The following is a 24,459-nucleotide window of genomic DNA, read 5'->3' as shown; positions in this document are numbered from 1 at the left end:
ACCGGAGGGCTCAGGATTCCGGCCAGGCCGGGCTCACCAGGGATCACCGAAGGTCTCGGTGCTGGGCTGGCGCGGGGTTGACTCCCCGTCGGCCCTGTCTTCGCTCTCCCGGTAGGGCTCGGGATCCACGTCCAGGGGCTCCCTCTGGTCGAGGACATCCCGGCGGCTGGCCTGGCGCGGAGGGAGGGGGGGGCGTCGCTCGGGCAGTGGTTGATCGCGCCCGGGATCGCCCCAGGAGGAGCTCTCCTCCTGCCAGGAGCGAGCCAGGGGCCTCCGCCGATCCAGGTCCGGGTCGCGGCCGTCGGCGGCGAGCGCTTCTCGGCCGCCGGAGCCGCCGCGATCGGCGGAGTCGTCATCGTCGAGGTAACGGCGCTGGCGCAGGGGTTCCTGTCGCCGACGCTCCAGTTCGACGTACTCCAGTTCCTCCTGCTCCTCCAGCAGAACCGCCCGACTGGTGGCCGGCTGGATGCGCCGCTGCTCCTGGGTTGTGCTCTGGCCGGAGGCCAGTTGGTTCTCCACCGGCACCATGGTCTGGCGGAAGCGGTCCCGTTCCTCCTGCTCCCAGCTGGGTCCGCCGATGCCCAGCTTCTCGAGCAGGCCACTGCCCAGTTGGCGCAGCTTCTCCTCGGCCCCCTCGTAGACGATGATCCGGTCGGGGCCGCTGCTGACGATCTCCTCGACCGCCAGCTCCCAGGTGCTCAGCACCCCCTCGCCCAGCAGGGGCACCCCGAGGGCCCCCAGCACCAGGGTGGTGAGTTCACCGGTTTCGATGTCGAAGCTGAAGCCCAGCACCCGACCCAGCTGCTCGCCGGATTCGCTGATCACCTGGCAGTTGATCACCTTGCTGTAGCGATCGGGGCTGAACCCCTCCGCCAGCGAATCGGCGGAATCCACCAGGATCACATCGCCCACCTGGCGGATCCGCTCCAGCGGCATCCAGCGGGGCAGGCCCGGCAGAAAGCGGGTGAGTGGGTTGTCGCGCAGGCCGAGGGCCACCACTTCGCGGCGGTCGATGTCCACCACCACCTCTCCCACCACGCCGAGGCGGCGGCCGGTGTCCCGCGTGATCACCTGGGTGCCCATCAGCTCGGAGCGCAGCCAGAGGCGGTCGCTGGGGACGGCCCCGGAGGGATCGACGGAGGGGGGGATGGAGGAGGTCAAAGGCCAGAACCCGCGAGGGCGTCGGCGAAGGGAGGGCAGTGGGGTCATTGTGACCCACCGGCCCGGGTTAGGCGGCGGCGGGCATCCCGACCACCTGGGTGTGGGCGCCCCGGGCCTGGGTGACGCCGACGGTGCGGGTGGCGGCGGCGATCATCGGTCGCCGGTGGCTCACCACCAGGAACTGGGCCTGATCGGCCTGGCTCGCGATCAGGGCCGCCAACCGCTCCACGTTCACCCCATCGAGGAAGCTGTCCACCTCGTCGAGGGCATAGAAAGGGGAAGGGCGGAAGCGTTGGAGCGCAAACAGGAAGCTGAGGGCCGTCAGGGACTTCTCGCCCCCGGACATCGACGCCAGCCGGCGCAGGGTCTTGCCCCTGGGGTGGGCCACCAGGGTGAGCCCACCCTCGAGGGGCTGGGCCTCGTTCTCGAGCTGCAGGTGGCCTTCCCCGTCGGAGAGCCCCGCGAAGATCGTGCGGAAGTGGCCGTCCACGGCGCGGAATGCCTCCAGAAAGGCGTCCTGGCGCAGGGTGGCCACGGTTTCGATGCGCAGCAACAGCTCCTCCCGCTCGCTGGAGAGCACCTCCAGGCGCCCCGCCAGCTCGGCGATGCGCTCCTCCAGCTGCTCCAGTTCCTCCAGGGCGAGCATGTTCACCGGCTCCAGGGCCTCCATGCGTCGTTGCAGGTCCTGCAGGCTGCTGCGCAGGGCCTCCAGGCCGGCCTGGCGCACCTCCTCCGGGAGGGTCGGTAGCGGGTCGGGCAGATCCCGCTCCATCGCCTCCAGGCGCAGCTGCAGGGATCGCTCCTCCTCGGCTAGGGCCTGGCGCTCCTCCCCGAGCCGTTGCAGCTCCCATTGCCGGGTCTGCGACGCCTGGCGTTCGGCGGCGAGGCGGGCCTCCGCCGTGTCGCGGGCGCGCCGGCGCTCGCCGAAGCGCTGCTGGAGTTCCCGCTGCCGGGTCTCCAGGGCGGTGCGGCGCTCCTGCTCCTCCTGGTGCTGCCGACGCCGCACGCGGTGCACTTCCGCCAGGGCCTCGACCGCGGCCAGCAGCCGGCGCTCTTCCCCCTGAAGGGCTTCAAGCTGATGGCCCAGGCGCTCGGCCGCCAGACCCCGCTCCCGCTGGTTGGCCAGGAGGCCGTCCCGGCTTCGGCGGGCGGAGGTGAGATGCTGATCGGCGGCTTCGAGCTCCTGCCGCAGCCCCTGCCAGCGGTGGCTGTCGTGCGAGGACTGGGCGCCGGCCTCCTGCAGCTCCAGCGCGGCCAGCTGCTCCAGCCGGGGCGCCAGGCCAGCCTCCAGCTCCCCCTGGCGTCGCTGATCCTTCTCCAGGCCGGCGGCGATCCTGCCCCGTTGTTCGCGCAGTTGGTCCCGCCGCTGGGCCTGGGGCGTGAGCGCCTGACGGCCCGCCCGGCGCTCGGCCTCCAGGGCGGCCAGGCGCTGCTGTCCCTCCTGCAGCAGCGGTCGGCGCTGCTCCAGCTGCCGGCCCAGATCGGCTTCCCGGCGTCGGCCGGCGGCCAGGCTCTCCCCGAGCTCCAGCAGGCGGCGCCGGTGCGGTTCGGCCTCGTCCTGCTCACTGGCGCGGCCGAAACCCAGCTGGCCGGAGCGCTGCTGCACGCTGCCGCCGGTCATGGCGCCGCTGCGCTCGAGCAGCTCCCCCTCCAGGGTCACCGAACGGCAGCGGCCCAGCTCCCGGCGGGCGCTGGCCAGGTCCTCGAAGACGAGGGTGTCGCCGAAGACATAACGAAACACCTCGCCATAGAGCGGCTCGAAGCGGATCAGCTCGACGGCCCGGCCCACCAGGCCGCTCCCACCGCCGGAGCGGCCGGCCCGGCCCCGCTCCAGGGCGGCCGTGTTCCGGCTGCCCCCGGAGCCGATCTTGTTGAGGGGAAGAAAGGTGAGGCGGCCGGCCCGCCGGGCCTTGAGCAACTCGATGGCCCGGGCAGCGACCCCGTCGTCATCCACCACCACCTGGCCGAGGCGTGCGCCGGCGGCCACCTCCAGGGCCAGCCTGCAGCGGTCGTCCACCTCCCCGAGCTGGGCCACCGGGCCGTGGATTCCCCCCAGTCCCGATTCCAGCAGCAGGCGGAGGGCGCCGGTCCCCCGACTTTCCAGAAGGGTGTCGCGGCGGCTTTCGATCCGGGCGATCTCCCGTTCCAGGCCCATCTGTTCCTGCTCCAGCCGGCTGCGGGTCCGCTGTTGCAGGGCGAGGTCCTCGGCCAGCTGCCGGGCCTGCTCCTGCCATCGCTCCAGCTCCGCCGCCGTGGCGGCGGCGGACTGATCCAGCTCCAGCAGCCGTTCCTGCTGCTGCTGGTCAGCGCCTTGATCGAGGGCCAGTTCGCCGTCCAGCTCCGCCAGCCGTTCCCGGGCCTGCCGCAACCGCTCGGCCAGCTGCTGCTGCTCGGCCTGGAGCGGGGCGATCGCCGCCTGCAGCTCCTGGCGACGCTGGCTGCGCTGTTTCTGCTCCTCCAGCCAGCTTCCCGAGCGACCAGCCACCTCTCCCAGGCGCCGCCGTGACAGCTCCACGGCGGCCTCGGCCGAACGGCAGGCCTGTTCTGCTTGCTCCAGGTCCCCCGCCGGATCGGCGTCGCCACTGAGCTCAAGACGCTCCCGCTGCAGGTCGCCATGGCGCCGCTGCAGGGCCTGGCGTTGCCCCTGCAGGGCTTCGGCCTCCTGTTGCTGCCGTTCGGCCTGCCGGGCCAGCTCCCGGCCGCTGGCGTCGAGCCCGGCCAGCTCCGCCTGAACCGCCAGCAGGCTGTCCTCACCCAGGGCCTTCACCTCCGCCTGCAGGGCCTCGAGCTCGGCGGCGGCCTGGACGAGGGCCTGCTCGCCGCTGCGGATGGCGAGCCGATCGACCTCCTCCTGGCGGGCAAGGTCATGAAGGCGTTGCCGCCGCTCGGCGAGGTGGAGGCGGCTCTGCTCGACATCGAGCACCTGCTCCTGCAGGCGGCCGAGCTGGTGCCGCTGGCGCAGCTCCTGATACGTACGGGCCTTGGCGCAGTCGCGTTCGAGTTTCTGGCGGCCCGCCAGCAATTCCTGTTCCACGATGCGGCAGCGCTCCTGCCGGTTGTGGACCTCATCGAGTTTGGCCCGGGTCTGCTCGATGCGGGAATCGAAGAGGGCGACCCCGGCCAGCTCATCGATCAGACCCCGCCGGTCGCGGGCACTCATCGAGACGATGCGGGTGACATCGCCCTGCATGACGACGTTGCTGCCCTCCGGGTCCACCCGCAGGCGGCGCAACTGGGTCTGGAGCTGCTGCAGGGTGCAGGGCACGCCATCGGCGCTGTAGCTGGTGCTGTAGGTGCCGCCGGGGGCCACCCGCAGGCGTCGGGTCACGGTCCACTCCCGCTGGCCGGGTTGGATCCAGGGGCCCTGGTCGGGTTCCTCAAGCCCGGCTTCGGCGGCGTCGGGTTGCCACGCGCCAAGGTCGAAGCGAACACTCACCACGGTTTCCGCCGCCTTGCCCTGGCGGAGCGTGGCGCTGTTGATCAGGTCGGGCAGCCGCTCGGCCCGCATGCCGCGGCTGGTGGCCAGCCCCAGGCAGAACAGCACCGCGTCCAGGATGTTGCTCTTGCCCGAGCCGTTCGGACCGGTGATCACCGTGAAGGACGGTTCCAGGCGGATCGCCATGGACCCGCCGAATGACTTGAACTGACTCAGTTCGACCTGATTGATGTGAACCAACAGGCCCGCGTGCGGCGCGAAACACGCAAAAGCTAGCGAAGCGGCTGACAATCTCAAGCCCTTCCCTACCTTGGAAGAACCGCCCCACGCAGACCAGCAGACCATGGAACCGGAAACCCAGGCCATCAGTCACGATCGGTTTCGGGAGCGTTTCGAGGCGCTCCTCCCGACGATCCAGCGGGAGTGGCCCCAGGTGGCCCGCGACACCCTGGAGGCCACGCGGGGCAGCTTCGACGACGTGGTCGCCGTGATCGCCGAGCAGACCGGCCGCACCGCCAGCGGAGTGCAGGCCCAGCTCCTGGACCTGTTCCATGTGGCCTCCGATCGGACCCGCCATCTGGCTGACCGCATCGGTCCCCTGGAGACCCAGCTTGAGCAGTTGCTCGACGAGCTCAACGCCAACTTGCGCCCGCGCATCGAGAAGCCGGTGCGCGAGCGTCCCCTGCTCGCCCTCGGTGTGGCGGCCTCGGTCGGGCTGATCGCCGGCCTGCTGCTCGGGTCCGGTCGGCGCTCGACGTGAGCGAATCCGAACAGGAGCGGAGCGTCGATCGACGCTCCCCCGGCGCCGGGATGGGCCGGGTGGCGGCCGGCCGGATGGCGGCCCTGGTCACCTCGGTGATGGACCTGCATGTGCGCATCGCCCTGCAGGAGGCCGATCGGGAAAAGCGCCGGTTGATCAGCGGCGGCCTGCTGCTGGGCGCCGGCCTCACCCTGCTGCTGCTGGCCATGGTGGCGGGACAGGTGGTGGTGGCCCTCTGGCTCCATCTGAGCCTGGGCTGGGGATGGATCCAGGCGGTGCTGGTTCTGCTGGCGGGAGATCTGCTGGTGGCCGGCTTCCTCCTGCGCATCGGCGGCCAGCTGGTGAAGGGGCCCTATCTGCCCCAGACCACGGCCGGCCTCAGCAAGACCACCCGTGCCCTGCTGGGGCGCTGACCGCCCCCCTCCATGACGCCCCGGCCCTTCCCCAGCACGCACCATCGGGAGGCCCCGGGGGGATCCGGAGCCCAGCTCGACGATGTCCGTCACCTGGACGCGGCCGGCGAACCCGGCGGACCCGGGTCTGATCTGGAGGGGCCCCAGCCGGAGGGGCGGCAGGTCGAGGACGTGACCCTGAGCGAGCTCTGGTTCCAGATGCTCATTGACCTCTACGAGCTGCCCGAAGCCCTGCCCGAAGTTCTTCCCACCCTGCCGATCCCGGATGGGATCTGGGAGACCCTGCGCCGGGGCCGGGTGCCCTCCCGCTCCAGCCTCAAGGGGCTCGGGCCCGAGTGGCGCGCGGAACTGCGGCTGCAGACAGGCTGTGCCTGCGGGTTCCGGCACCTGCAGCGGATCGGATACGAGGAGGTCTGTGATCGGGTCGGACGGCTGCAGGCTCAGGGCGAGGACGGTCCCTATCTGGGCGGCTGCCTGGTGCTGCTGCTGGCATTGGTGCTGAGCCTCCCCCCGAGCGCCCTGATGGTGGAGCAGCTCACCAATGGCTACAGCAACGCCGAGGAGGATCTGGAGCGCACGGAACGGATCCTGTTCGAGCTGATCCTGGCGCTGCTGGCCCGGCACACCCAGGAGGTGCTGCGGGCCATTGATGCGGGCGGGGAGGACCCGCTCAGCGAATGACGTACTGCAGCCAGCGGCAGTCGATGCCCCCATGGCTGATCGGGATGCGTCGGCTGGCCTTCAGGCGCAGAGCGCCGGTGAGCTCTGGATTGCCGCTCAACAGCCAGAGGGTCCAGCCGGAGCAACGCTCCTTGAGTACGGTGCCCAGGCCGGTATAGAGCGCTTCGAGATCCTCATCCTCCCCGAGACGGGCACCGTAGGGGGGATTGCAGACGATCAGTCCCGGTCCGGGCGGTGGCACCAGCTCGCGGCAGTCCCCCTGCTGCAGGTGGAGATGCTCACCCACTCCGGCACGCTCCGCGTTGCCCCGGGCCTGGTTCAGCACGACGGGGTCGTGTTCAAGCCCCAGCACCGACGGCCAGGCTCCATCGACCGGAGCCCGGGCCCGGGCCTCGATCGCCAGGTGCGCCGCGGCGGTCACCTCAAGCTCCCAGAGGCCGGGATCGAAGTCCGGCCAGCGCTGGAGTGGGACCGGTCGCGGCCGGGTGGTGCCGGGCTCCAGGCCCGGTGCCAGGCCCTGGAGCCTGCAGAGCGCCTCGATCAGCAAGGTGCCGGACCCGCAGAGGGGATCGACCAGGGGGACCCGGCCGTCCCAACCGGTCAGGGCGATCAGACCGCTGGCGAGGTTCTCCTTGAGCGGGGCCAGCCCCACGGCGGCCCGCCAGCCCCGCCGGTGCCGGCTGGCGCCGGCGCCGTCGACGCTCAGCACCCCCTGGAGGCCCCGCCCCTCCGCGCCCCGTCCCAGATGCAGGTGGAGTGACAGGTCCGGATCGACCAGATCCACCGAGGAGCGCTCGCCCCAGCAGCTGCGCTGCAGATCCACCAGGGCGTTCTTCACCTGCAGGGCGGTGAAGTGGCTGTGGCCCAGTCCGGGGGCGCTGCCGCTCACCTCCACCCGGAAGCTGCGCTGGGGCGGCAGCCAGCGCTCCCAGTCGGCTGCCCGTTGGACAGCCTCGTACAGATCCCGTGGACCCGCGCAGGGGAAACGGGCCAGTTCCCTCAGGATGCGAAAGGGAAGCCGGCTCTGCAGGTGCTGCCGGTAGAGACCGGCACGGTCGCAACGGAAGGCCACAGCCCGCCGCAGGGGCTGCACCGCCTCCGCTCCGAGGGCCGTCAGTTCGGCCGCCGCCTCCTGCTCGAGCCCGGGCGGGACCACGGCGATGCAGGCCAGGGGGGCGCTCATGGGCAGCGGGACACGACAGTCGGGTTCGGTCATGCCCACCCTGCCGGGTCGGAGCCGCCAGGCGGGGGGACTGCCATGATGGTGAGGTCCGTCTTCGGGCGGACTAGGTGGCTCACACCGGTGCTTCGGACAGCGGTTCGATTCCGCTCAGCTCCATGGCTCCTGCCCTTCGGCAGGACCCCCCGGGGCTGCAATGGTTTCGACGGGGTATGAGGAGAGTGACTGAAGCCTGCTCGGTCAGAGCAAACCCGTAACAGCGAACAACATCGTTCGTTTCTCCCGTCAGCCCGCCCCTGTGGCCGCCTGACTCCAATAGGGAGATGGGGTAGGTCAGCCTTATCACCCAAATGACCCATGGGGCCTGGAAGGGCCCCTTTTCGCTGAATCGGAGCGAGCGGGGAGCGAGTTCCGCCAGCCTCCCCCAGCCGGCGCGGCGAGCCCGGACCCGCCCCGGGCGCCGCCTGGATTGCCTGTTCCGACAGCATCGATTAGCGTTTCTTGGAGTCACAACGTTTACCCAGTTAACCAAGCCGATGCGTCTGATTTCATCCGCAAACATCATTGCCATCGTGTTGTCCACCTGTCTGGGACTGATTCTTGACACGGCGGGCCACGCGGCTCCCGGTGAGGCGAATGAGAACAGCGTTACGGATTCCGTCACGGTCTATCTGGAACAGGACAGCAACGCCGATGGCAGGGTGTCGGAGGAGGAGGTGTTGGCGGATCGCAGCGAGAAGTTCAAACAGATCGATACCAATCAGGATGACGTGATTACCCTGGAGGAGGTTCGTGCTGTTTTCCGTGCCAACCTTCCCGAGGCTGCGGCCAAGCGACTGAGTGCTCAGGGAATTGATGATCTTTCGATACTTTACTTCGACAGTCTCGACCGGAACGAGGATGATCAGATCGAACTGGTGGAATTCCAGCGGCCGGCTCGTGATCGGTTCCGCCAGATTGATGCCAACACCGATGGCTTCGCAACGCGGGGCGAAACCACCAACTTCTTCGTGAGGCTGGGCCTCTGACGGGCACTCCCCATCCCCGGCCGCTCCCCCGTCGCCGGTCCGCTCCTCCCGGGCCGCAGGCACCCTTCGGAAGGTCAGCCGTCGATGGTGACTGTCGATACGGAGGTTGAAGCCGAGAACACCTATATCTGGATCTACTAGAAAAACCCCGTAATTCATGATGCAGATCTGATCCCCGGGTCACACCCGATTCCATCCTCCTCCGACCATGAAGGAAGCCTGGATTGGAGGGCGTGCCGGCGAGCCCTGGCCATCGATTACAGATTTCCCGATTGGCTCCGGGGCCCCACCACCGCCGCCCTTGTTGTTGGTCCACTCTGAACATTCATGGAGGCCGTGTTGCGATTTCGTGACCACCTTGCGACATATCTCTCGCTGCTGGTCACTCCCGTTCCTCTCCGCCTAGACAAGCCTTACGGACCCAGAACCGATGCCGTCATGACAGTCCATACCAGTTCCACCCAGCACCAGCAGAAGCAACAGATCTCCCAGGCCGCGGCCCCGGCTCAGGCAGCGGATGGCCTTCGCTCCGATGGGGCCCTCACCAACTGGGACGTGATTGAGTGCCACGGCACCGGCGTGTGGATGTTTCTGGATCCGAAGGCGTCGGTGGGTTGAATTCACTCCCCATCACGATCCCACTGCCGCCCTGCGGGATCGATCAGGATTCGCAGGTGGTGATCACGGCATCGGTGTGCCGAAGCCACTCCAGGTGGTGAGTTCCTCCAGGCTGAGCACCCCTTCCCGCTTCTCGCCGTTGAGTTCCCAGGTGGGGTAGGCCCGGATCTGGGCGTCCTGGCAGCGCTGCCGGCCGGCCGCGTCCCGGTCGCACTCCACGTAGGGCAACCGCGCTCCCGCTTCGGTGCCGAACAGATTCTTCTGGTGGAAGCAGTGGGGGCACCACCAGGCTCCGTAGAAGATCGCCCCCACCATGTTCAGATGCTCCACCAGCGCCAGCTGCCCCTGGGTGGACGGGCTCACGGCCTCCCCCAGTCTTCCCGCCACCGGTTGGCTGGCCTGATCGAGAGCCACCGCTCGGGCTGCGGATCCAGGGCCCAGCAGACCCAGCGCCAACCCCAGCAGCAGGCTGATGCTTCGGCCCCGGGGCCGCAGGCGGGCTGGCGCGGCGCTGGCCATCGTGGAGGGAGAGCGGAAGGCCTGAGCGTAGGCGCCTTGGCCCGGGAGGGTGCCCGGCGTTCGGGCTTCCGCCCCCTGCCACCATCGCAGCCGGGGCCGGGGACTGGGACACTGGAGGGATCCGGCCTTGATCGCCCAGACCGATGACCCTGCCTCGATGAGCGCCAACGGCTATCGCGACTACTTCAAGGTGCTGGGCGTCGAGCGCGGCGCCGATGCCGACACGGTGAAGCGCACCTTTCGCAAGCTGGCCCGTCAATATCACCCGGATGTCAATCCGGGTGATGCTTCGGCCGAGGCCCGCTTCAAGGAGATCAGCGAGGCCTATGAAGTGCTCTCCGATCCCGACAAACGTCGCCGCTACGAGCAGTACGGGCAGTACTGGAGCCAGGCAGGCGGCTCCGGCGGGGCCCCCGGCTTTGATGTGGATTTCGGCCGCTACGGAAACTTCGATGATTTCATCAACGATCTGCTCGGTCGCTTCGGTGGGGCGGCGGAGGCAGGTGGCTTCTCCGGCGCTCCGTCCGGTTTCGGTTTCTCCGGCGGTTTTCCGGCAGGGTTCGGTTCCGGCTTTGCCGGACCGGCCAGCGGTGCCGGCCGGTCCGGAGTCGCCAATCTTGACGCCGACGCCACGATCAGCCTGAGCTTCGCTGAGGCCTTCCGGGGTTGTGAGCGCACCCTGGCCGTGAATGAGGAGCGCGTGCAGGTGCGCATTCCCGCCGGGGTACGGAACGGCAGTCGTCTGCGGCTGAAGGGGAAGGGCAATCTTCAGCCTGGAACCGGCCGGCGCGGTGACCTCTACCTGAACCTTCAGGTGCAGGAGCATCCGATCTGGAAGCTCGACGGTGATCAGTTGCGGGCCGAACTGCCGCTCAGCCTCGATGAGCTGGCGCTCGGCGGCGAGGTCCGCGTCGCCACCCCTGACGGGGATGCCACGGTGCAGGTGCCGGCCGGAGTGGCCCTGGGTCGGAGCCTGCGGCTGAAGGGAAAGGGGTGGCCTGGCAAGGAGGGTCGCGGCGATCTGCTGCTGAGCCTGACCCTGAGCCTGCCTGACGGCTTCAGTGCGACCGAGCGCGACCTGCTCGAGAAGCTGCGCGCCGCCCGCAGCCGTGATCCGCGCCAGGAATGGCTCAAGGCCGCCTCCCTCTGAGCGCGCCTCACCCCCTCCCCCGGCATGATCCCCGACAGCCGGGAAGTCTCCGGCTTAAGGAGCCCCGCACCGTGACCGGCTCGAAGCCCTCGACGGGGCTGGTTCTTCTGCTCGACGGCCTCTCCCTGTCAATGTTCATCGGGCCTCCCGGACGGGGGAAGAGCCCGACCCGGGGCCCTGAGCGTGCAGGGGAGTGCCGACATTGAGAATCCGCACGGCCTGTTGCAGCGCGAGCGCACATTCATCGCTGAAGGGTTCGACTGGCTGGACTGGCTCCGGGTGGGTGCAATGCACGCTCGAGCAGGAATCCCGCAGCGTCCTCGACAACGGTGAAATCACCAACCAGGGGAGGGGATGGGCTGGCCTGCATCGATTCAACCGGAAACACCGAAGCCGACCCAACGGCCCAATCATCGTGATCATCAGCTGTTTCCTCGCTCAGTTGATTCGACATTCCTGATGTCGATCTTCGGCAATTCTTTTTGAGCGTCTGAGCTTGCCAGAGCTGCGGGAGATCGAGCCCGAGCTGTTCATTCCTCAGCGGATGAAACGTGTGTTGTTGTCGGATTAAAGCCCTTCGAATTGCCTGGTTTGGTCGTTTCCAGCCAGCAATAGTTGCGATCTCTAGTCTGTGAAGATGGCCACTTTTGATCACCTATAGGGTGATAATTTAGGCCAGGATCAAGGTGATTCGAATGGTTTCCAGCTGGCCGTCAAGGTGGTAATGCGCAGGGATGTGTTCGCCAGCTTCGTGACCTGGATCCTTCCCCGGGTGACCCTGATCTTTCTTCTGCAGCAGTCCTGCAAGGCTGAACGGCCCCTGCTGAGGTACCTGACATTTCCGGACGACCACTACGCCTGCCCCTATTGGCGTTCCTGGTGCTGGTCGTGCTGTTCCTCTGGGGCTCCAATCTGGAGGCGAATGGGGGGGGAGGAGGCCCGGTCCACCGCCTTGATCCGGATCAACAGGGTGGATGCGCTTGTCCAGGGGGTGGCTCTCGCCGGCTTCGTTGGGATCAAGCTCCTTGTGTGGCTGCTGTGATCCCGGTCGATCACGGCCCGGATTCGGCCCCGGGCGGCCGGGGGTCCGGCCAGGAAGGTGGAGCCGGCCCGCGCTTTAGGATCACCCCACAGCTATTGACTGCATGGAGCTCACCTACCGTCCGCGCCGGCTGCGGCGCACCGCTTCCCTGCGTGCCATGGTGCGCGAATTTTCCCTTGATCCCGCTGATTTCATCCTGCCGCTGTTCGTGCATGAGGGGGCCAGCAACGAGCCGATCGAGGCCATGCCCGGTGCCCTCCGCTGGAGCCTGGACGGGCTGGTGGACGAAGTGGGTCGAGCCCTGGATCTGGGCATTCGTTGCGTCGTGCTGTTCCCGAAGGTGGCTGATGGCCTCAAGACCGAAGATGGCGCTGAATGTTTTAACGAAGGAGGATTGATTCCCCGGGCGATCCGTCGACTGAAGCAGGAATATCCGTCGATGACGATCATGACCGATGTGGCGCTTGATCCCTATTCCTGTGATGGGCACGATGGCATCGTCAGTCAACAGGGCGTGGTGCTCAATGATGACACCGTTGCGATTCTCTGCCGCCAGGCGGTGGCCCAGGCCAGGGCCGGTGCCGATCTGATCGGTCCGAGCGACATGATGGATGGGCGAGTCGGAGAGATCCGGGAAGCCCTCGATGGGGAGGGATTCGATCAAGTGGGCATCATCAGTTACACCGCCAAATATTCCTCCGCCTACTACGGCCCCTTTCGGGAAGCGCTCGATTCCGCTCCCCGCCCCGGCAGCGGCAAGCCGATTCCCCGCGACAAGAGCACCTACCAGATGGATCCCGCCAATGCCAGGGAGGCACTCACTGAAGCCCTGCTCGATGAGCAGGAAGGGGCCGACATTCTCATGGTCAAGCCCGGGCTCGCCTACCTCGACATCATTCATCGGCTGCGGGGGGAAACGGAGCTGCCGATCGCCGCTTACAACGTCAGTGGTGAGTACGCCATGGTCAAGGCGGCGGCGGAACGGGGCTGGATCGATGAACGGGCCGTGGTGCTGGAGACCCTGCTCTGTTTCAAGCGGGCTGGGGCCGACCTGATCCTCACCTACCACGCCTGCGAGGCGGCCCGCTGGTTGCGGCAGGGCTGAGCGCGCAGAGGTCTCCTGCCCGCGCCCTGTTCCTCGCGCCGTTCACAATGGGGCCAGAGAAGGTCCATGACCGCGATGACCATCCCGGTGACGCCAGGGGAGATCCCGCCCCGTCTGGGCCACGTGGCCGTGCGGGTACAGGATCTGGGCCGGGCCAAGGCCTTCTATCTGAGCCTGGGCCTGCGGCTCACCTGGGACGCCGAGGACTGGGCCTATCTGCAGTCGCCCGATCACGGGGACGGCATCGCCCTGCTGAGTCCCGCCTACACGGTGGCGGGGCCCCATTTCGCCTTCCACTTCCGCGACCGCGACGCGATCGAGCGGATGCATGGTCAGCTGAAGGCCGGCGGCCACCGTGTCGGACCGGTCCATGACCATCGCGACGGCACCGCGTCCTTCTATCTGCAGGACCCGGAAGGCAACTGGCTCGAGGTCCTCCACGAACCGGCCGGCGGCATCCCCTCCAACGTCGGAGCCGCTCCGATTCCCTTCCGGGGCGCACCGACTCCACCGCCGATAGCGGAGCCCATGTGAGCGACGGCGCCACCCCCGCGGCGATCGAGGCGGAAACCCTGGAGCTGCTGGAGTGGCCGCGGCTGGGGGAGCATCTGGCCAGCTTCGCCGGGACCGCGGCCGGGGCCGCCCGCTGCCGGGCCCTGCCCCTGCCCTCCGACCGGGGCGAGACCCTGAGGCTTCTGGCGGAAACCACCGAGTTGCTCGGCCTCGACGGCCAGATCGAGGGGGGGCTCTCCTTCCAGGGCGTCGGCGCCATCGCCCCCACGGTGCGGCACTGCGCCAAGGGGGGGACGGCGGCTGGCGAGGATCTGCTGGAGGTGGCCGCCATCCTGGCGGCGGCGCGGCGGCTGCGGCGTCAGATCGAGGACCCCGATCTCCGCCCGGTCTGCAGCAGCCTGCTGCGGGATCTGCGCACCCTGCCGGAGCTGGAGCAACGCCTCCGGTTCGCCCTCGAGGAGGGAGGCCGGGTGGCGGACCGCTCCAGCCGGGAGCTGGCGGACCTGCGGCGCCAGCGGCTGGAGCTGCGTCAGCAGCGGCGTGAACGGCTGCAGGAGCTGATGCGCCGCCATGGCGCCCTGCTGCAGGACAGGCTGATCTCGGAGCGCAACGGTCGGCCGGTTCTGGCGGTCAAGGCGGTGGCGCTCTCCGGGCTTCCCGGCCTGGTGCACGACAGCTCCGCCTCCGGCAGCACAGTGTTTGTCGAACCGCAGACGGTGATCGCCCTCGGCAACCGCCTGCGGGCCCTGGAGGGTCAGCAGAGGGAGCTGGAGCTGGCGGTTCTGGCTGCGCTCAGCGACGGGGTCGCCGAGGAGGCCGAAGCACTCGATCAGCTGCAGAACGTGCTCACCAGCCTCGATCTCGCCCTCGCCCGGGCCCGCTACGGCCGCTGGCTGGGGGCGGTCCGCCCCGAGCTGGCGGAGCGGTCAGATGGCCCCTTCCTGCTGCAGGATCTGCGCCATCCCCTGCTGCTCTGGCAGGAGCGGCGTGGGGGCGGCCCGCCGGTGGTGCCGGTGAGCATCACGGTCGGTAGCAGCCTGCGGGTGGTGGCGATCACCGGCCCCAACACCGGCGGCAAGACAGTGACCCTCAAGAGCGTGGGGCTGGCTGTCCTGATGGCCCGCGCCGGCCTCTTCCTGCCCTGCGGCGGCACGCCCAGCCTGCCCTGGTGTGCCCGGGTGCTCGCCGACATCGGGGATGAGCAGTCCCTCCAGCAGAACCTCTCCACCTTCAGTGGCCATGTGCGGCGCATCGCCCGGATCCTGGCGGCCCTGCCCGAGGGGGAGACGCCCCCGGAGCCACCGCCCCAGGCCACCCTGGTGCTGTTGGACGAGGTGGGGGCCGGCACCGACCCCGCCGAAGGCACCGCCCTGGCCATCGCCCTGCTGCGCCATCTGGCCGAGCGGGCCCGGCTGACGATCGCCACCACCCATTTCGGAGAGCTGAAGGCCCTCAAGTACGGGGACGACCGTTTCGAGAACGCCTCCGTGGCCTTCGATGCCGACAGCCTGTCTCCCACCTATCACCTGCAGTGGGGCATCCCGGGGCGCAGCAACGCCCTGGCGATCGCGACCCGGCTGGGGCTTGAGCCGGGCGTGATTCGGGCCGCCACGGACCTGCTCGCCCCCCGGGGGGATGGAGAGCTGAACCAGGTGATCCGCGGTCTGGAGGAGCAGCGACGCCGCCAGCAGGAGGCGGCCGAGGAGGCGGCGGCCCTGCTGGCCCGTACCGAGCTGCTGCACGAGGAGCTGCTGGAGCGCTGGCGGCAGCAGCAGAGCCAGTCGGCGGAACTGCAGGAGCAGAGGCGGCGTCAGCTGGAGCAGTCGATCCGCGACGGCCAGCAGGAGGTGCGCCGCATCATCCACCGGCTTCGGCAGGGGGTACAGGGGGGAGAGAGCGCCCGGCAGGCGGGGCAACGACTCAAGGCGCTGGAGGTGGAGCACCGGCCCAGGCCCGAGCGCCGCCAGCGCAACGGCTGGAGGCCGTCAGTGGGGGAGCGCATCCGCCTCCTTTCCCTGGGCAAGGCGGCCGAAGTGCTCGCCATCAGCCCCGACGGCCGGGAGATCAGCCTGCGCTGTGGCGTGCTTCGCCTCACCGCGGGCCTTGAGGCCATCGAAAGCCTGCAGGGGGAGAAGCCGCTCCCCCCCGACCCGGCGCGGCCCGCGATTCAGGTGCGTGCCGGCGGGGCCCGCCTGGGGGCGATGGGACCTCAGGTGCGCACCGATCGCAACACGGTGGATGTGCGGGGTCTGCGGGTCCACGAGGCCGAGGCGCTGGTGGAGGAGCAACTCCGCAACGCCCGCGGACCCCTGTGGGTGATCCACGGCATCGGCACCGGCAAGCTGAAGCGGGGCCTGCGCCAGTGGTTGGCCGGTGTCCCCTGGGTGGAGCGGGTCAGCGATGCCGAGCAGGGGGACGGCGGGCAGGGCTGCAGCGTGATCTGGCCGAAGTGATCCCTGGAGCCCGGCCGAGCCCGGAGACGCTCAGCCCAGCTCGGGCAGCACCACCCGGGCCGGGTCCTCCTTAAGCGGCGCCGGCTCGGCCAGGGCGTTGCCGCCGTCATCGAAGAACTGCCAGCCGAGCGGATCGATCTCCAGATGAACCGTCTGGCCGGCCACCACCCGCTGGTCAGGAGCAGCCCGCATCTGGATCAGGTGGTCCCCATCGCAGAGACGGCAGCCGATCAGCACTTCATTGCCGAGGGCTTCCACATGGGTGACCTCCGCCGGCAGGTTGCGGTTGGTGGCCGGAGCCAGCCTCAGGTGCTCCGGCCGCAGCCCGGCGGTGAGGGAGCCGGCGCCCCTGTCGGCGTCGGGGCGGGCGTGGGCGGCCAGGGCCAGGGCTTTCGGCCCCTCAACCAGGAACCGCCGGCTGCCCAGCTGAATCTGATCGCCTCCCACCTGCAGGACGGGCAGCAGGTTCATCGGTGGGCTGCCGATGAACTGGGCCACAAACAGGTTGGCCGGATGGGCGTAGAGCTCCATGGGGGACCCCAGCTGCTGCAGCCGCCCCTGGTTCAGCACGGCGATCCGATGGCCCATCGTCATCGCCTCCACCTGGTCGTGGGTGACATAAAGCGTGGTGACGCCGAGCTGCCGCTGCAGCGCCACGATCTGGGCCCGGGTGCCGGTGCGCAGCTTGGCGTCGAGATTGCTGAGCGGCTCATCCATCAGAAACACCGCCGGCTGGCGGGCGATGGCGCGGCCGAGGGCCACCCGTTGCTTCTGGCCGCCGGAGAGCTCCTTCGGCAGCCGGTCCAGCAGGGCTGAGAGTTCGAGCTGATCGGCCACTGAGCGCACCGTCGCCTCGATCCGCTCCTCCCGGGGCGAACGGAGCTGAAAGGGGGCGGGACAGCGTCGGCTGAGCCGGTGCAGGGCATCCTGCAGCTGCTGCGGCGCGCTGCGGGCCCGGCTGCGGCGCAGGCCGAAGGCGATGTTGTCGCCGACGCTCAGGTGGGGATAGAGGGCATAGCTCTGGAAGACCATCGCCACGTTGCGCTGGGCCGGCCGGAGCCTGGTGACGACCCGATTCCCCACGACCACCTCTCCGCTGCTGGGGGATTCCAGGCCGGCCAGGATGCGCAGCAGGGTGCTCTTGCCGCAACCCGAGGGTCCGACCAACACGAGGAACTCACCGTCGCCCACCGCCAGGTCGAGCTGGCGCAACACCTCCACCGCCGGGCTCCCCCGGCGGGGCGGAAAGGTCTTGCTGACCTGTTCGAAGCGAACCTCTGCCAAGTTCGGGCCTCTGACGGGCCGATCCTAGGGTTGGCTCTCCTTCCGGCCCGGGCCCCGCCGTTCTCCCTTGCAGTTCATTGATCAAGCCCGCATCGCGGTCCGTGGGGGCCGAGGCGGTGACGGCATCATGGCGTTCCGCCGCGAGAAATACGTGCCGGCCGGCGGTCCCTCCGGCGGCGACGGCGGCCATGGTGGGGCGGTCTGGCTCGAGGCCGATCCCAACCTGCAGACCTTGCTGGATTTCAAGTTCAAGCGACTGTTCGAGGCGCCGGACGGTCGGCGCGGCGGTCCGAACCGCTGCACCGGCGCCAGCGGAGAGGATCTGGTCATCCGGGTGCCCTGTGGCACCGAGGTGCGGGTTCAGGAGAGCGAGGAACTGCTGGGCGATCTGACCGATCCGGGCGATCGACTGCGGGTGGCCTCCGGCGGGCGGGGCGGACTCGGCAACGCCCACTACCTCAGCAACCGCAACCGGGCGCCCGAGAAGTTCACCGAGGGCCGGGAGGGAAGCGAGCTCCAGCTGCAGCTCGAACTCAAGCTGCTGGCGGAGGTGGGGATCATCGGTCTGCCCAACGCCGGCAAGAGCACCCTGATCAGCGCGCTCTCGGCGGCGCGGCCCAAGATTGCCGACTACCCCTTCACCACCCTGGTGCCCAACCTGGGCGTGGTGCGCCGACCCAGCGGCGATGGCACCGTGTTCGCCGATATCCCCGGCCTGATCGCCGGGGCGGCCCAGGGGGCAGGACTGGGCCACGATTTCCTGCGACACATCGAGCGGACCCGGCTGCTGGTCCATCTCATCGACGCCTCCTGCGAGGACGTGGTGGCGGACCTGCAGGTGGTGGAGCGGGAACTTTCCTCCTACGGCCACGGGCTGGATCAGCGCCCCAGGCTGGTGGCCCTGAGCAAGGTGGAACTGCTGGATTCGGAGGAGATCGACCGCAGACAGCTCAGGCTCCAGCAGGCCTGGAACAGACCAGTGCTGCTGCTCTCCGCGGTCACTCGCCGGGGTCTCAACGAACTGCTGGCCGCCGTCTGGGGGGAGCTCGGCCTCAGCTGAGCCTCCGGTGCCAAGCGGCACCCCCCGGCCCGGTGGACGGGATCGCGGCTCAACCGCCGGGGCTCAGTCGTCGTAGACCCGGCACTCGGGGGCTTCGGGGTTGAGGTCGCAATAGACCTCGAGTGAATTGGGGTCGTGCTGATCTTCGGGATGGTGCGACTTGTACTCCTCGAGAGACCTGAGCTCCGCTTCGAGGTGGCGCACCTTGGCCTCGTTTCCGATGGCCTTGGCCGATTCGATCTCGGTCTGATCCTTGAGGATGTGCTCGTCGATGGAGTTCATGAGAAGGCCGGCCGTCGGCGACCGGATCATGTGGGTTCCACCCTACGGGTCAGCGCCGGGGGCGGCCGGGGAATGTGCTCCCCCGCTGATCAAGCGGCCAGCTCGCTGAGTTCGAGCCAGCGTTCTTCCCCCCGGGCGATGCGCTCAAGCACGGCCGCCAGTTCTGCGGTGAGCGTTTCCAAACGACCGTAGTCCTGGTTGGCGCCGCCGGTGAGTTCCTGCTCGAGCGCGGCCCGCCGCTCCTCCCAGCGTGGCAGCTCCAGCTCCAGGGCCGCCAGTTCGCGTCCTTCTCGAAAACTCAGCCGTCGGGGCTTCTCCGGGGCCGCCCGAGCTGGCCCGGGGGGAGGGGCCCCGCCCTTGCCGGAGCGCGCGCCGGAGCCGCCGGCCTGCGCTCCCCCGGGGGCCGCGGTGGCGGCGGTCCGCTCCAGATAGGCGCTGTAGTTGCCCTCGAAGCGCTTCAGCTGTCCGTCCTCGAAGCTGAACAGGCGGTCCACGGTGCGATCGAGGAAGTAGCGGTCGTGGGAGACCACGACGACGCAGCCGCGGAAGTCCTCCAGGAAGTCTTCGAGCACCGTCAGGGTCTGGACGTCCAGGTCATTGGTGGGCTCATCCAGCAGCAGCACGTTGGGGGAGCCGATCAGCAGGCGGCAGAGGTGGAGGCGGCGCCGTTCTCCGCCCGAGAGCCGGGAGACCGGGCCGTGCTGCTGGGCGGGGGGGAAGAGGAAGCGCTCCAGCAGCTGGGAGGCGCTCAGCTGGGTCCCGGCCAGCTCGATCAGACTCGCTTCCTCCTGCACAACGTCGATGAGCTTGCGCTCCAGCCCCGCGCCACCGCCGAGCACCTCGGAGTGCTGGTCGAAGTAGGCCACTTTCACGGTGCCTCCCAGCTCGAGCCGGCCGGCTTCGGGCCTCTGCCGGCCGGCGATCAGATCGAGCAGAGTGGATTTGCCGGCGCCGTTGGGGCCGATGATCCCGACCCGGTCCTCGGGGCTGAAGTCATAGCTGAAGTTCCGCAGCAGGGGTGTTCCCCCGCCCTCCCGGCCGGGGGGGGGCCACACCGACAGATCCTCCGCCGTGATCGCCCGCCGGCCCAGGCGCCGGCTGCCGCTGGCCAGGCTGATGCGCTCCTTCCCCCGCCGGACAGGAGCGTCCCGCATGGCCTCGATCCGCTGGATCCGTGCCTTCTGCTTCGTGCTGCGGGCCTGGGGGCCGCGGCTCAGCCACTCCAGTTCCCGTCGCAGGGCCCCCTTGAATTTCGCGGCGCTGGCCGCCTCCGACGCCTCCTCCTCAGCCTTGGCGCGGAGGTAGGCGGCGTAGTTGCCCGGGGTGCTCCGGGTCACCCCCCGGTCCACCTCCACGATGCGGTGGGCCACCCGGTCGAGCACGTAGCGGTCGTGGGTGACCAGCACCAGGGCGCCGCGGAACCGATCGAGATGGCCCTGGAGCCATTCGATGCAGAGGGCGTCGAGGTGGTTGGTGGGTTCATCGAGCAGGAGCACATCGGGCTCGGCCACCAGGGCAGAGGCCAGGGCCAGCCGTTTGCGGTAGCCGCCGGAGAGGTCCCCCACCCGCCGGTGCACATCCTGGATGCCCAGCCGCTGGAGCACCTCGCGGCACTGCTGCTCCAGGCCCCAGGCCTTGGCCTGGTCCATGCGTCCCTGCAGATCGCTGAACGCCCCCTGCAGGGCCGGATCCTGGGGCGTCGCGGCCAGCTGTTCACTGAGTTCGGCGAAACGCCGCAGCAGCACCATCTTCTCGCCGCTGCCGAGGAACACCTGCTCCAGCACGGTGCGTTCCGGATCCAGCTGGGGCTCCTGGTCCACCATCACCACGTTCAACCGGGATGAGCAGCGCCGCTGGCCCCGTCCGGGCGGCTCGCTGCCGGCCAGCACCTTGAGCAGGGTGGATTTGCCGGCGCCGTTCGGACCGATCAGCCCCAGGCGCTCCCGCTCCCCCACGTGGAGGGTGAGGTCGTCGAAGAGGGTGCGCAGGCCGAAGTCCTTGCTCACCCCCACCAGGCTGATCAGACTCACGCGTCGGAGGGGTGCCTCTGGCGCTCCAGGTAAGCAAAGACGCTCTTGTCGCCCACGTCGGCGGCGGCCGGCATCGGGAACTTGCGCAGGGTCAGGACCAGCAGCAGGGCCGCCTGGATCGCCAGCAGGGAGAAGGCGGTGCTGTCGTCCAGCAGACCGGCCAGCCGCCCCAGCAGGGTGATTGGCAGCAGCAGGGTCACTCCGATCGCCTCCGGACGCTGGAAGCAGAAGAACTCCTTGAAGCCGATGCCGGCCAGGGCGGCGAAGAACGGCCCGATCGCCCAGATCCAGCGGGAGTCCTGGGCCAGGCCCTTCACCATCGCGTCGGGGCCGAGCCGGAGAGCCGCCGTCACTGCCCCGGCACAGCCCAGCAGCCAGAACAGCTGCAGGGCCCGGTGCAGGGGCCGCAGGTAGATGTGGATCCAGTGCAGGGCCAGGCCCAGTCCGACCCCCATCACCAGGAGCCAGGGCCAGAGCAGCCGGCTGCCCCAGGCCGCCCACTGGGCCAGCAGCGCCACTTCCGCCACCGCCACCGTCAGCAGGGCCAGGCGATAGCCCAACACCTCCCGCCGATCGGTGTCGGTGATCGTGAAGGGTCCATAGACGCCCTCAAAGACGGGATCGGTCATGGGGCCGGAGCGGGGGGAAGGTCTCCCACCAGTGTGGCCAGATCGGGGCCGGCAGGAACGATCCCGGAGGGATGGAGGGGAAAGAGGGCACCGAAGTAATCGGTCCGCCAGGCGCTCGGCACGCAGGTGGCCCCCACGCCGGGCAGGCCATGGAAGCGGGACCGCCAGCGCCAGAGGGCCGGAAACTGCCAGAGCGGCCGGCGGCTGCAGCCGAACAGGGGGGCATAGACGAGCTCCAGCCGGATCAGGGTCGGGAAGAGCACCACATCGGCCAGGGTCAGCCGCTGGCCGCAGAGCCAGGGTCCCGTCTTGCTCAGGCTCGCTTCGAGCTCCTCGAGGCAGGCGAACAGGGCGGCTTCGGCCCGGTCGTAGGCCGCCTGGTTGCGCGCGAAGCCACAGCGATAGACGCCGTCATTGACCGAGCCCTGCAGCCGCTCCCGCCAGTGGCCGATGGGACCGGAGAGCTCCTGGGGCTCCAGGTCCGGGGCGCCGGCGGGGGCCGGCCAGCGGTTGAGCAGCTCGATCAGCCGCGCGCTCTCGTTGACGAGGATCCGCCGACCGGTGCGGTCGTAGAGGGCCGGCACGGTGGCCCGGGCGGCGGGGTCGGCGCCGCTGCGGCGGTAGAGCTCGATCAGGGAGCGGACTCCCTCGAAGGGCTCGGGGAAACGCCAGCGTCCGGCCTTGGGGTCCGGCTCGACCATCACCAACTCGATGGAGGCGCCCAGCCCCCGCAGACTCCAGACCAGCCAGGCGCGGTGTGCCCAGGGACAGCTGCGCCCCACGATCAGCCCATGGGAGCCGGCCACCGCCGCACGGGCCGGTGTGGCGGGGGTGGCGGCGAAGGCGCTGGTGGGGCGGCGGTAATTGCCCTCGCCGTCGGCGGGCCCCAGCCCGCCCATCAACTGGTGCCACTGGCAGTGCCAGGCAGCGCGGACGGCGGCCACGACGGCGGGAGGGATGGCCATGACGGGGGGGCACGCGGTCCATCGACTCTGGCCCTGGCCAGCCCCAGGCTGCGCCAGGGTGGGGAGGCGGAGCACCACGATCGAGGCACGGGGCCATGGGCGCGGCGAAGGTCCTGGTGGTGGCGGGAACCCACGGCAACGAGCGCAATGCGCCCTGGCTGATGGAGCACTGGCGCCACCACCCCACCGCCCTCGAGTGCCGTGGCCTGGCGGTGGCCCTGGAGTTCGGCAATCCGGACGCCCTGGCGGCCGGTGTGCGGTATCTGGAGCGCGATCTCAATCGCTCCTTCCAGCCGGCCCTGCTCGAGGGGCCGGATCCGGCTCCGCGGGAGGTGGTGCGAGCCCGGGAGCTGGTCGCCAGCCATGGTCCCGCCGGCGCCCAGCCCTGTGCGGTGGTGATCGACCTGCACAGCACCACGGCGGCCATGGGCAACGCCCTGGTGGTGTACGGGCGGCGGCCGACCGATCTGGCCCTCGCCGCCGGCATCCAGGCCCGCCTCGGCCTGCCGGTGTATCTGCATGAGGCCGATCTGGCCCAGACAGGCTTCCTGATCGAGCGCTGGCCCTGCGGGGTGGTGATCGAGGTGGGTCCGGTGCCGCAGGGGGTGGTCAGCGCCACCATCTGCCGTCAGACCCAGCTGGCCCTCGAGGCCGCCCTGGAGGTGCTCGCGGCCGGCCGGGATGGCGGCCTCCGCCTGCCCAACGCCCTGACGGTGCACCGCCATCTCGGCAGTCTGGATCTGCCACGCCGGAGCGATGGCCAGCCCCACGCCTGCGTGCATCCGATGCGGCATCACCGGGACTGGCAGCCGATCCGCCCGGGCGACCCGCTCTTCCTCGGGGCGTCGGGCGAGACGATCGGCCTGGCGGGCGAAGCGCTGGAACCGCTCTGGCCCGTGTTCATCAACGAGGCAGCCTATGGCGAGAAGGGCATCGCCCTCAGCCTGACCCGGCGGGAACGCTGGCCCTGCCGGAGTGAGTGGGGGACTTCCCTCACGGCGCTCTGCGCCGGCCTGGCTCAGGGCAGGGCGGTGGGGGGGGCGGCCTCAGCGGCGCTGGGCTGACGCGGCTCGCCGTTGTACAACACCTTCACGATGGCGCGACCATCCGGAGAGACTTCGATCTCGGTTTCCCGGTCGGGGGGCAGACCGAGCACCTGCCAGCCGGGGGGGCCCCCCAGGAAACGGAAGATGTAACCCTGGGCATCTCCCTGAATCAGGCAATCGCCGCCGCCGCGGTTGTGCATGCACAGGGCGGCCCGGTAGACCCCCAGACCCCCATTGAGCCGCTCGGCGTACATGCGGGCCAGGTTGGTGGCCCGCTGGCGGGTGAAGGGAAACTGCTCGAAACTGCTGGGGGGAACGGCCGGGTCGGACTGGGCCAGCACGGGGCCGGCTGTCAGCAGTGCGAGCGTGGTGGAGAGGGCAAACAGGGGGCGCATGACTCTCGGGAGCGGACATTCACCTTGCCGCCCTGGATGTGGCGCCGGGTCGCCGCCGTGTCCAGATCAGCCACAGGCCCAGGTGCCCTGCTCCCGGGTGCAGGGAAGATCGCTGGTGGTGCCGTCGGCCCAGTAGATCCGCAGCCTGTCGTCCTCGCTGCCCATCCGGAAGGTGAGGGACTTCACCACCCCCGCCGGAGGCTTGCCCTTGGAATCGGCGGGGTCGATGCGACCGGGGCTGGCGAGCCGTTGTTCGATCTGTTGGAGTCGCTGCTCAATCTGGTCCAGTTTCTCGCCTCGCTCCGTGCCGACGTCCTGGGCCGGGCAGCCCGCCAGGGCCATCGCCAGAAGCGGCAGGCCGAGCAGGGCTGCGGATCGGCTGTGGGGGAAACGCAACGGCATTGCCGCGGATGGGCTTGGGTGGCCCTGCACTCCTAGCAACGGGTCTACGCGTTGACCAGGCGTTCGCTCCAGTAGACGACCGCTCCGAGCAATTCAAGCTGGAGACGGCGGGCCCGGGCGTGATGGACGGGAACGGTCTCCATGGAACGGGAGCCATCCAGATCCCAGCAGATCAAGACCATGGCGGCAGGGATCAGAAAAGACGAAGAAAACCTTAAGTCGGTTCGGGAGTCTGGCGGCCCCGGCGTGGTCGGTCCCACACACCACCCGGGCCGCCCACCACCCGCAGCAATCCTTAAGCCCCGCA

At 69.5% G+C, this 24,459-nt stretch carries 22 protein-coding genes; 11 read left to right on the top strand and 11 right to left on the bottom strand.

Annotated features, from left to right (window positions below; translation table 11 throughout):
• Window positions 1–33: 33 nt before the first annotated feature.
• Window positions 34–1,161 (bottom strand): PRC-barrel domain-containing protein, encoded by a 1,128-nt coding sequence (locus ACWJI7_RS10255; protein ID WP_479937686.1) that lies wholly within the window; start codon window positions 1,159–1,161, stop codon window positions 34–36.
• Window positions 1,162–1,228: 67 nt separating this feature from the next.
• Window positions 1,229–4,837: a chromosome segregation protein SMC gene (gene smc / locus ACWJI7_RS10250; protein ID WP_479937684.1), complete on the bottom strand. Its 3,609-nt coding sequence runs from the start codon at window positions 4,835–4,837 to the stop codon at window positions 1,229–1,231.
• Between the two features lie 103 nt (window positions 4,838–4,940).
• Here smc and ACWJI7_RS10245 point away from each other — a divergent pair, with 103 nt between their 5' ends.
• From ACWJI7_RS10245 to ACWJI7_RS10235, 3 genes are read left to right on the top strand one after another with little or no spacing between them, the layout of a single operon-like run.
• Window positions 4,941–5,357 (top strand): hypothetical protein, encoded by a 417-nt coding sequence (locus tag ACWJI7_RS10245; protein ID WP_479937682.1) that lies wholly within the window; start codon window positions 4,941–4,943, stop codon window positions 5,355–5,357.
• Window positions 5,358–5,407: 50 nt separating this feature from the next.
• On the top strand, window positions 5,408–5,770 hold the full coding sequence (locus ACWJI7_RS10240; protein WP_479937825.1) for a phage holin family protein: 363 nt from the start codon (window positions 5,408–5,410) through the stop codon (window positions 5,768–5,770).
• A 12-nt stretch (window positions 5,771–5,782) separates the two neighbouring features.
• Window positions 5,783–6,451 (top strand): hypothetical protein, encoded by a 669-nt coding sequence (locus ACWJI7_RS10235; protein WP_479937681.1) that lies wholly within the window; start codon window positions 5,783–5,785, stop codon window positions 6,449–6,451.
• Here the strand turns inward: ACWJI7_RS10235 and ACWJI7_RS10230 are convergent.
• Window positions 6,441–7,667: a THUMP domain-containing class I SAM-dependent RNA methyltransferase gene (locus ACWJI7_RS10230; protein WP_479937680.1), complete on the bottom strand. Its 1,227-nt coding sequence runs from the start codon at window positions 7,665–7,667 to the stop codon at window positions 6,441–6,443. The genes ACWJI7_RS10235 and ACWJI7_RS10230 overlap by 11 nt on opposite strands.
• 500 nt (window positions 7,668–8,167) lie before the next feature.
• Between ACWJI7_RS10230 and ACWJI7_RS10225 the strand changes: the two genes are divergently transcribed.
• Both ACWJI7_RS10225 and ACWJI7_RS10220 read left to right on the top strand, forming a co-directional pair.
• Window positions 8,168–8,659 carry an EF-hand domain-containing protein gene (locus tag ACWJI7_RS10225; RefSeq protein WP_479937679.1) on the top strand — a complete coding sequence of 164 codons (492 nt, stop codon included), beginning with the start codon at window positions 8,168–8,170 and terminating at the stop codon, window positions 8,657–8,659.
• Between the two features lie 438 nt (window positions 8,660–9,097).
• Window positions 9,098–9,277, top strand: coding sequence for a hypothetical protein (locus ACWJI7_RS10220; RefSeq protein WP_479937677.1), 180 nt, complete (start codon window positions 9,098–9,100; stop codon window positions 9,275–9,277).
• Between the two features lie 63 nt (window positions 9,278–9,340).
• Here ACWJI7_RS10220 and ACWJI7_RS10215 read toward each other — a convergent pair whose 3' ends face one another.
• Window positions 9,341–9,796: a thioredoxin domain-containing protein gene (locus tag ACWJI7_RS10215; RefSeq protein ID WP_479937676.1), complete on the bottom strand. Its 456-nt coding sequence runs from the start codon at window positions 9,794–9,796 to the stop codon at window positions 9,341–9,343.
• Between the two features lie 157 nt (window positions 9,797–9,953).
• Here ACWJI7_RS10215 and ACWJI7_RS10210 point away from each other — a divergent pair, with 157 nt between their 5' ends.
• From ACWJI7_RS10210 to ACWJI7_RS10195, 4 genes are all read left to right on the top strand, one after another.
• Window positions 9,954–10,946 (top strand): DnaJ C-terminal domain-containing protein, encoded by a 993-nt coding sequence (locus ACWJI7_RS10210; RefSeq protein ID WP_479937823.1) that lies wholly within the window; start codon window positions 9,954–9,956, stop codon window positions 10,944–10,946.
• 1,145 nt (window positions 10,947–12,091) lie between these two features.
• Window positions 12,092–13,093: a porphobilinogen synthase gene (gene hemB, locus ACWJI7_RS10205; RefSeq protein WP_479937675.1), complete on the top strand. Its 1,002-nt coding sequence runs from the start codon at window positions 12,092–12,094 to the stop codon at window positions 13,091–13,093.
• A gap of 66 nt (window positions 13,094–13,159) precedes the next feature.
• Window positions 13,160–13,627 carry a VOC family protein gene (locus ACWJI7_RS10200; RefSeq protein WP_479937673.1) on the top strand — a complete coding sequence of 156 codons (468 nt, stop codon included), beginning with the start codon at window positions 13,160–13,162 and terminating at the stop codon, window positions 13,625–13,627.
• Window positions 13,624–16,059: an endonuclease MutS2 gene (locus ACWJI7_RS10195; RefSeq protein WP_479937672.1), complete on the top strand. Its 2,436-nt coding sequence runs from the start codon at window positions 13,624–13,626 to the stop codon at window positions 16,057–16,059. The genes ACWJI7_RS10200 and ACWJI7_RS10195 overlap by 4 nt, the downstream gene beginning before the upstream one ends.
• A gap of 30 nt (window positions 16,060–16,089) precedes the next feature.
• On the opposite strand, the gene ACWJI7_RS10190 is transcribed toward ACWJI7_RS10195, so the two are convergent.
• Entirely contained in the window at window positions 16,090–17,343 is a 1,254-nt protein-coding gene (locus ACWJI7_RS10190) for an ABC transporter ATP-binding protein (RefSeq protein WP_479937671.1), read from the bottom strand.
• 67 nt (window positions 17,344–17,410) lie between these two features.
• Between ACWJI7_RS10190 and cgtA the strand changes: the two genes are divergently transcribed.
• Complete coding sequence (gene cgtA, locus ACWJI7_RS10185; RefSeq protein WP_479937669.1) at window positions 17,411–18,403, top strand: Obg family GTPase CgtA; 993 nt, start codon at window positions 17,411–17,413, stop codon at window positions 18,401–18,403.
• A gap of 63 nt (window positions 18,404–18,466) precedes the next feature.
• Here cgtA and ACWJI7_RS10180 read toward each other — a convergent pair whose 3' ends face one another.
• The 4 genes from ACWJI7_RS10180 to ACWJI7_RS10165 form a co-directional block, all read right to left on the bottom strand.
• Window positions 18,467–18,685 carry a CP12 domain-containing protein gene (locus ACWJI7_RS10180; protein WP_479937668.1) on the bottom strand — a complete coding sequence of 73 codons (219 nt, stop codon included), beginning with the start codon at window positions 18,683–18,685 and terminating at the stop codon, window positions 18,467–18,469.
• An 89-nt stretch (window positions 18,686–18,774) separates the two neighbouring features.
• On the bottom strand, window positions 18,775–20,715 hold the full coding sequence (locus ACWJI7_RS10175; protein WP_479937667.1) for an ABC-F family ATP-binding cassette domain-containing protein: 1,941 nt from the start codon (window positions 20,713–20,715) through the stop codon (window positions 18,775–18,777).
• A complete protein-coding gene (locus ACWJI7_RS10170; RefSeq protein WP_479937666.1) occupies window positions 20,712–21,344 on the bottom strand; it encodes a DUF2301 domain-containing membrane protein in 633 nt (210 codons plus the stop codon). The genes ACWJI7_RS10175 and ACWJI7_RS10170 overlap by 4 nt, the downstream gene beginning before the upstream one ends.
• A complete protein-coding gene (locus ACWJI7_RS10165) occupies window positions 21,341–22,309 on the bottom strand; it encodes a glutathione S-transferase C-terminal domain-containing protein (protein WP_479937665.1) in 969 nt (322 codons plus the stop codon). The genes ACWJI7_RS10170 and ACWJI7_RS10165 overlap by 4 nt, the downstream gene beginning before the upstream one ends.
• A gap of 95 nt (window positions 22,310–22,404) precedes the next feature.
• On the opposite strand from ACWJI7_RS10165, the gene ACWJI7_RS10160 reads away from it, so the two are divergent.
• Window positions 22,405–23,373 carry an aspartoacylase gene (locus tag ACWJI7_RS10160; RefSeq protein WP_479937664.1) on the top strand — a complete coding sequence of 323 codons (969 nt, stop codon included), beginning with the start codon at window positions 22,405–22,407 and terminating at the stop codon, window positions 23,371–23,373.
• Here the strand turns inward: ACWJI7_RS10160 and ACWJI7_RS10155 are convergent.
• Both ACWJI7_RS10155 and ACWJI7_RS10150 read right to left on the bottom strand, forming a co-directional pair.
• Window positions 23,328–23,750: a hypothetical protein gene (locus ACWJI7_RS10155; RefSeq protein ID WP_479937663.1), complete on the bottom strand. Its 423-nt coding sequence runs from the start codon at window positions 23,748–23,750 to the stop codon at window positions 23,328–23,330. The genes ACWJI7_RS10160 and ACWJI7_RS10155 overlap by 46 nt on opposite strands.
• 66 nt (window positions 23,751–23,816) lie before the next feature.
• Window positions 23,817–24,152 carry a hypothetical protein gene (locus tag ACWJI7_RS10150; RefSeq protein WP_479937662.1) on the bottom strand — a complete coding sequence of 112 codons (336 nt, stop codon included), beginning with the start codon at window positions 24,150–24,152 and terminating at the stop codon, window positions 23,817–23,819.
• Window positions 24,153–24,459 lie beyond the last annotated feature (307 nt).

It is taken from the genome of Cryptocyanus atlanticus LEGE 06306 (assembly GCF_056633155.1).
This window is presented reverse-complemented; position numbering and strand designations above follow the sequence as displayed.

Excerpts from the sequence above, each read along its gene's own strand:
- ACWJI7_RS10245 (WP_479937682.1), top strand. The coding sequence starts at position 4,941 with ATGGAACCGGAAACCCAGGCCATCAGTCACGATCGGTTTCGGGAGCGT.
- ACWJI7_RS10240 (WP_479937825.1), top strand. The coding sequence starts at position 5,408 with ATGGGCCGGGTGGCGGCCGGCCGGATGGCGGCCCTGGTCACCTCGGTG.
- ACWJI7_RS10235 (WP_479937681.1), top strand. The coding sequence starts at position 5,783 with ATGACGCCCCGGCCCTTCCCCAGCACGCACCATCGGGAGGCCCCGGGG.
- ACWJI7_RS10230 (WP_479937680.1), bottom strand. The coding sequence starts at position 7,667 with ATGACCGAACCCGACTGTCGTGTCCCGCTGCCCATGAGCGCCCCCCTG.
- ACWJI7_RS10225 (WP_479937679.1), top strand. The coding sequence starts at position 8,168 with ATGCGTCTGATTTCATCCGCAAACATCATTGCCATCGTGTTGTCCACC.
- ACWJI7_RS10220 (WP_479937677.1), top strand. The coding sequence starts at position 9,098 with ATGACAGTCCATACCAGTTCCACCCAGCACCAGCAGAAGCAACAGATC.
- ACWJI7_RS10215 (WP_479937676.1), bottom strand. The coding sequence starts at position 9,796 with ATGGCCAGCGCCGCGCCAGCCCGCCTGCGGCCCCGGGGCCGAAGCATC.
- ACWJI7_RS10210 (WP_479937823.1), top strand. The coding sequence starts at position 9,954 with ATGAGCGCCAACGGCTATCGCGACTACTTCAAGGTGCTGGGCGTCGAG.
- hemB (WP_479937675.1), top strand. The coding sequence starts at position 12,092 with ATGGAGCTCACCTACCGTCCGCGCCGGCTGCGGCGCACCGCTTCCCTG.
- ACWJI7_RS10200 (WP_479937673.1), top strand. The coding sequence starts at position 13,160 with ATGACCGCGATGACCATCCCGGTGACGCCAGGGGAGATCCCGCCCCGT.
- ACWJI7_RS10180 (WP_479937668.1), bottom strand. The coding sequence starts at position 18,685 with ATGAACTCCATCGACGAGCACATCCTCAAGGATCAGACCGAGATCGAA.
- ACWJI7_RS10170 (WP_479937666.1), bottom strand. The coding sequence starts at position 21,344 with ATGACCGATCCCGTCTTTGAGGGCGTCTATGGACCCTTCACGATCACC.
- ACWJI7_RS10165 (WP_479937665.1), bottom strand. The coding sequence starts at position 22,309 with ATGGCCATCCCTCCCGCCGTCGTGGCCGCCGTCCGCGCTGCCTGGCAC.
- ACWJI7_RS10160 (WP_479937664.1), top strand. The coding sequence starts at position 22,405 with ATGGGCGCGGCGAAGGTCCTGGTGGTGGCGGGAACCCACGGCAACGAG.
- ACWJI7_RS10155 (WP_479937663.1), bottom strand. The coding sequence starts at position 23,750 with ATGCGCCCCCTGTTTGCCCTCTCCACCACGCTCGCACTGCTGACAGCC.
- ACWJI7_RS10150 (WP_479937662.1), bottom strand. The coding sequence starts at position 24,152 with ATGCCGTTGCGTTTCCCCCACAGCCGATCCGCAGCCCTGCTCGGCCTG.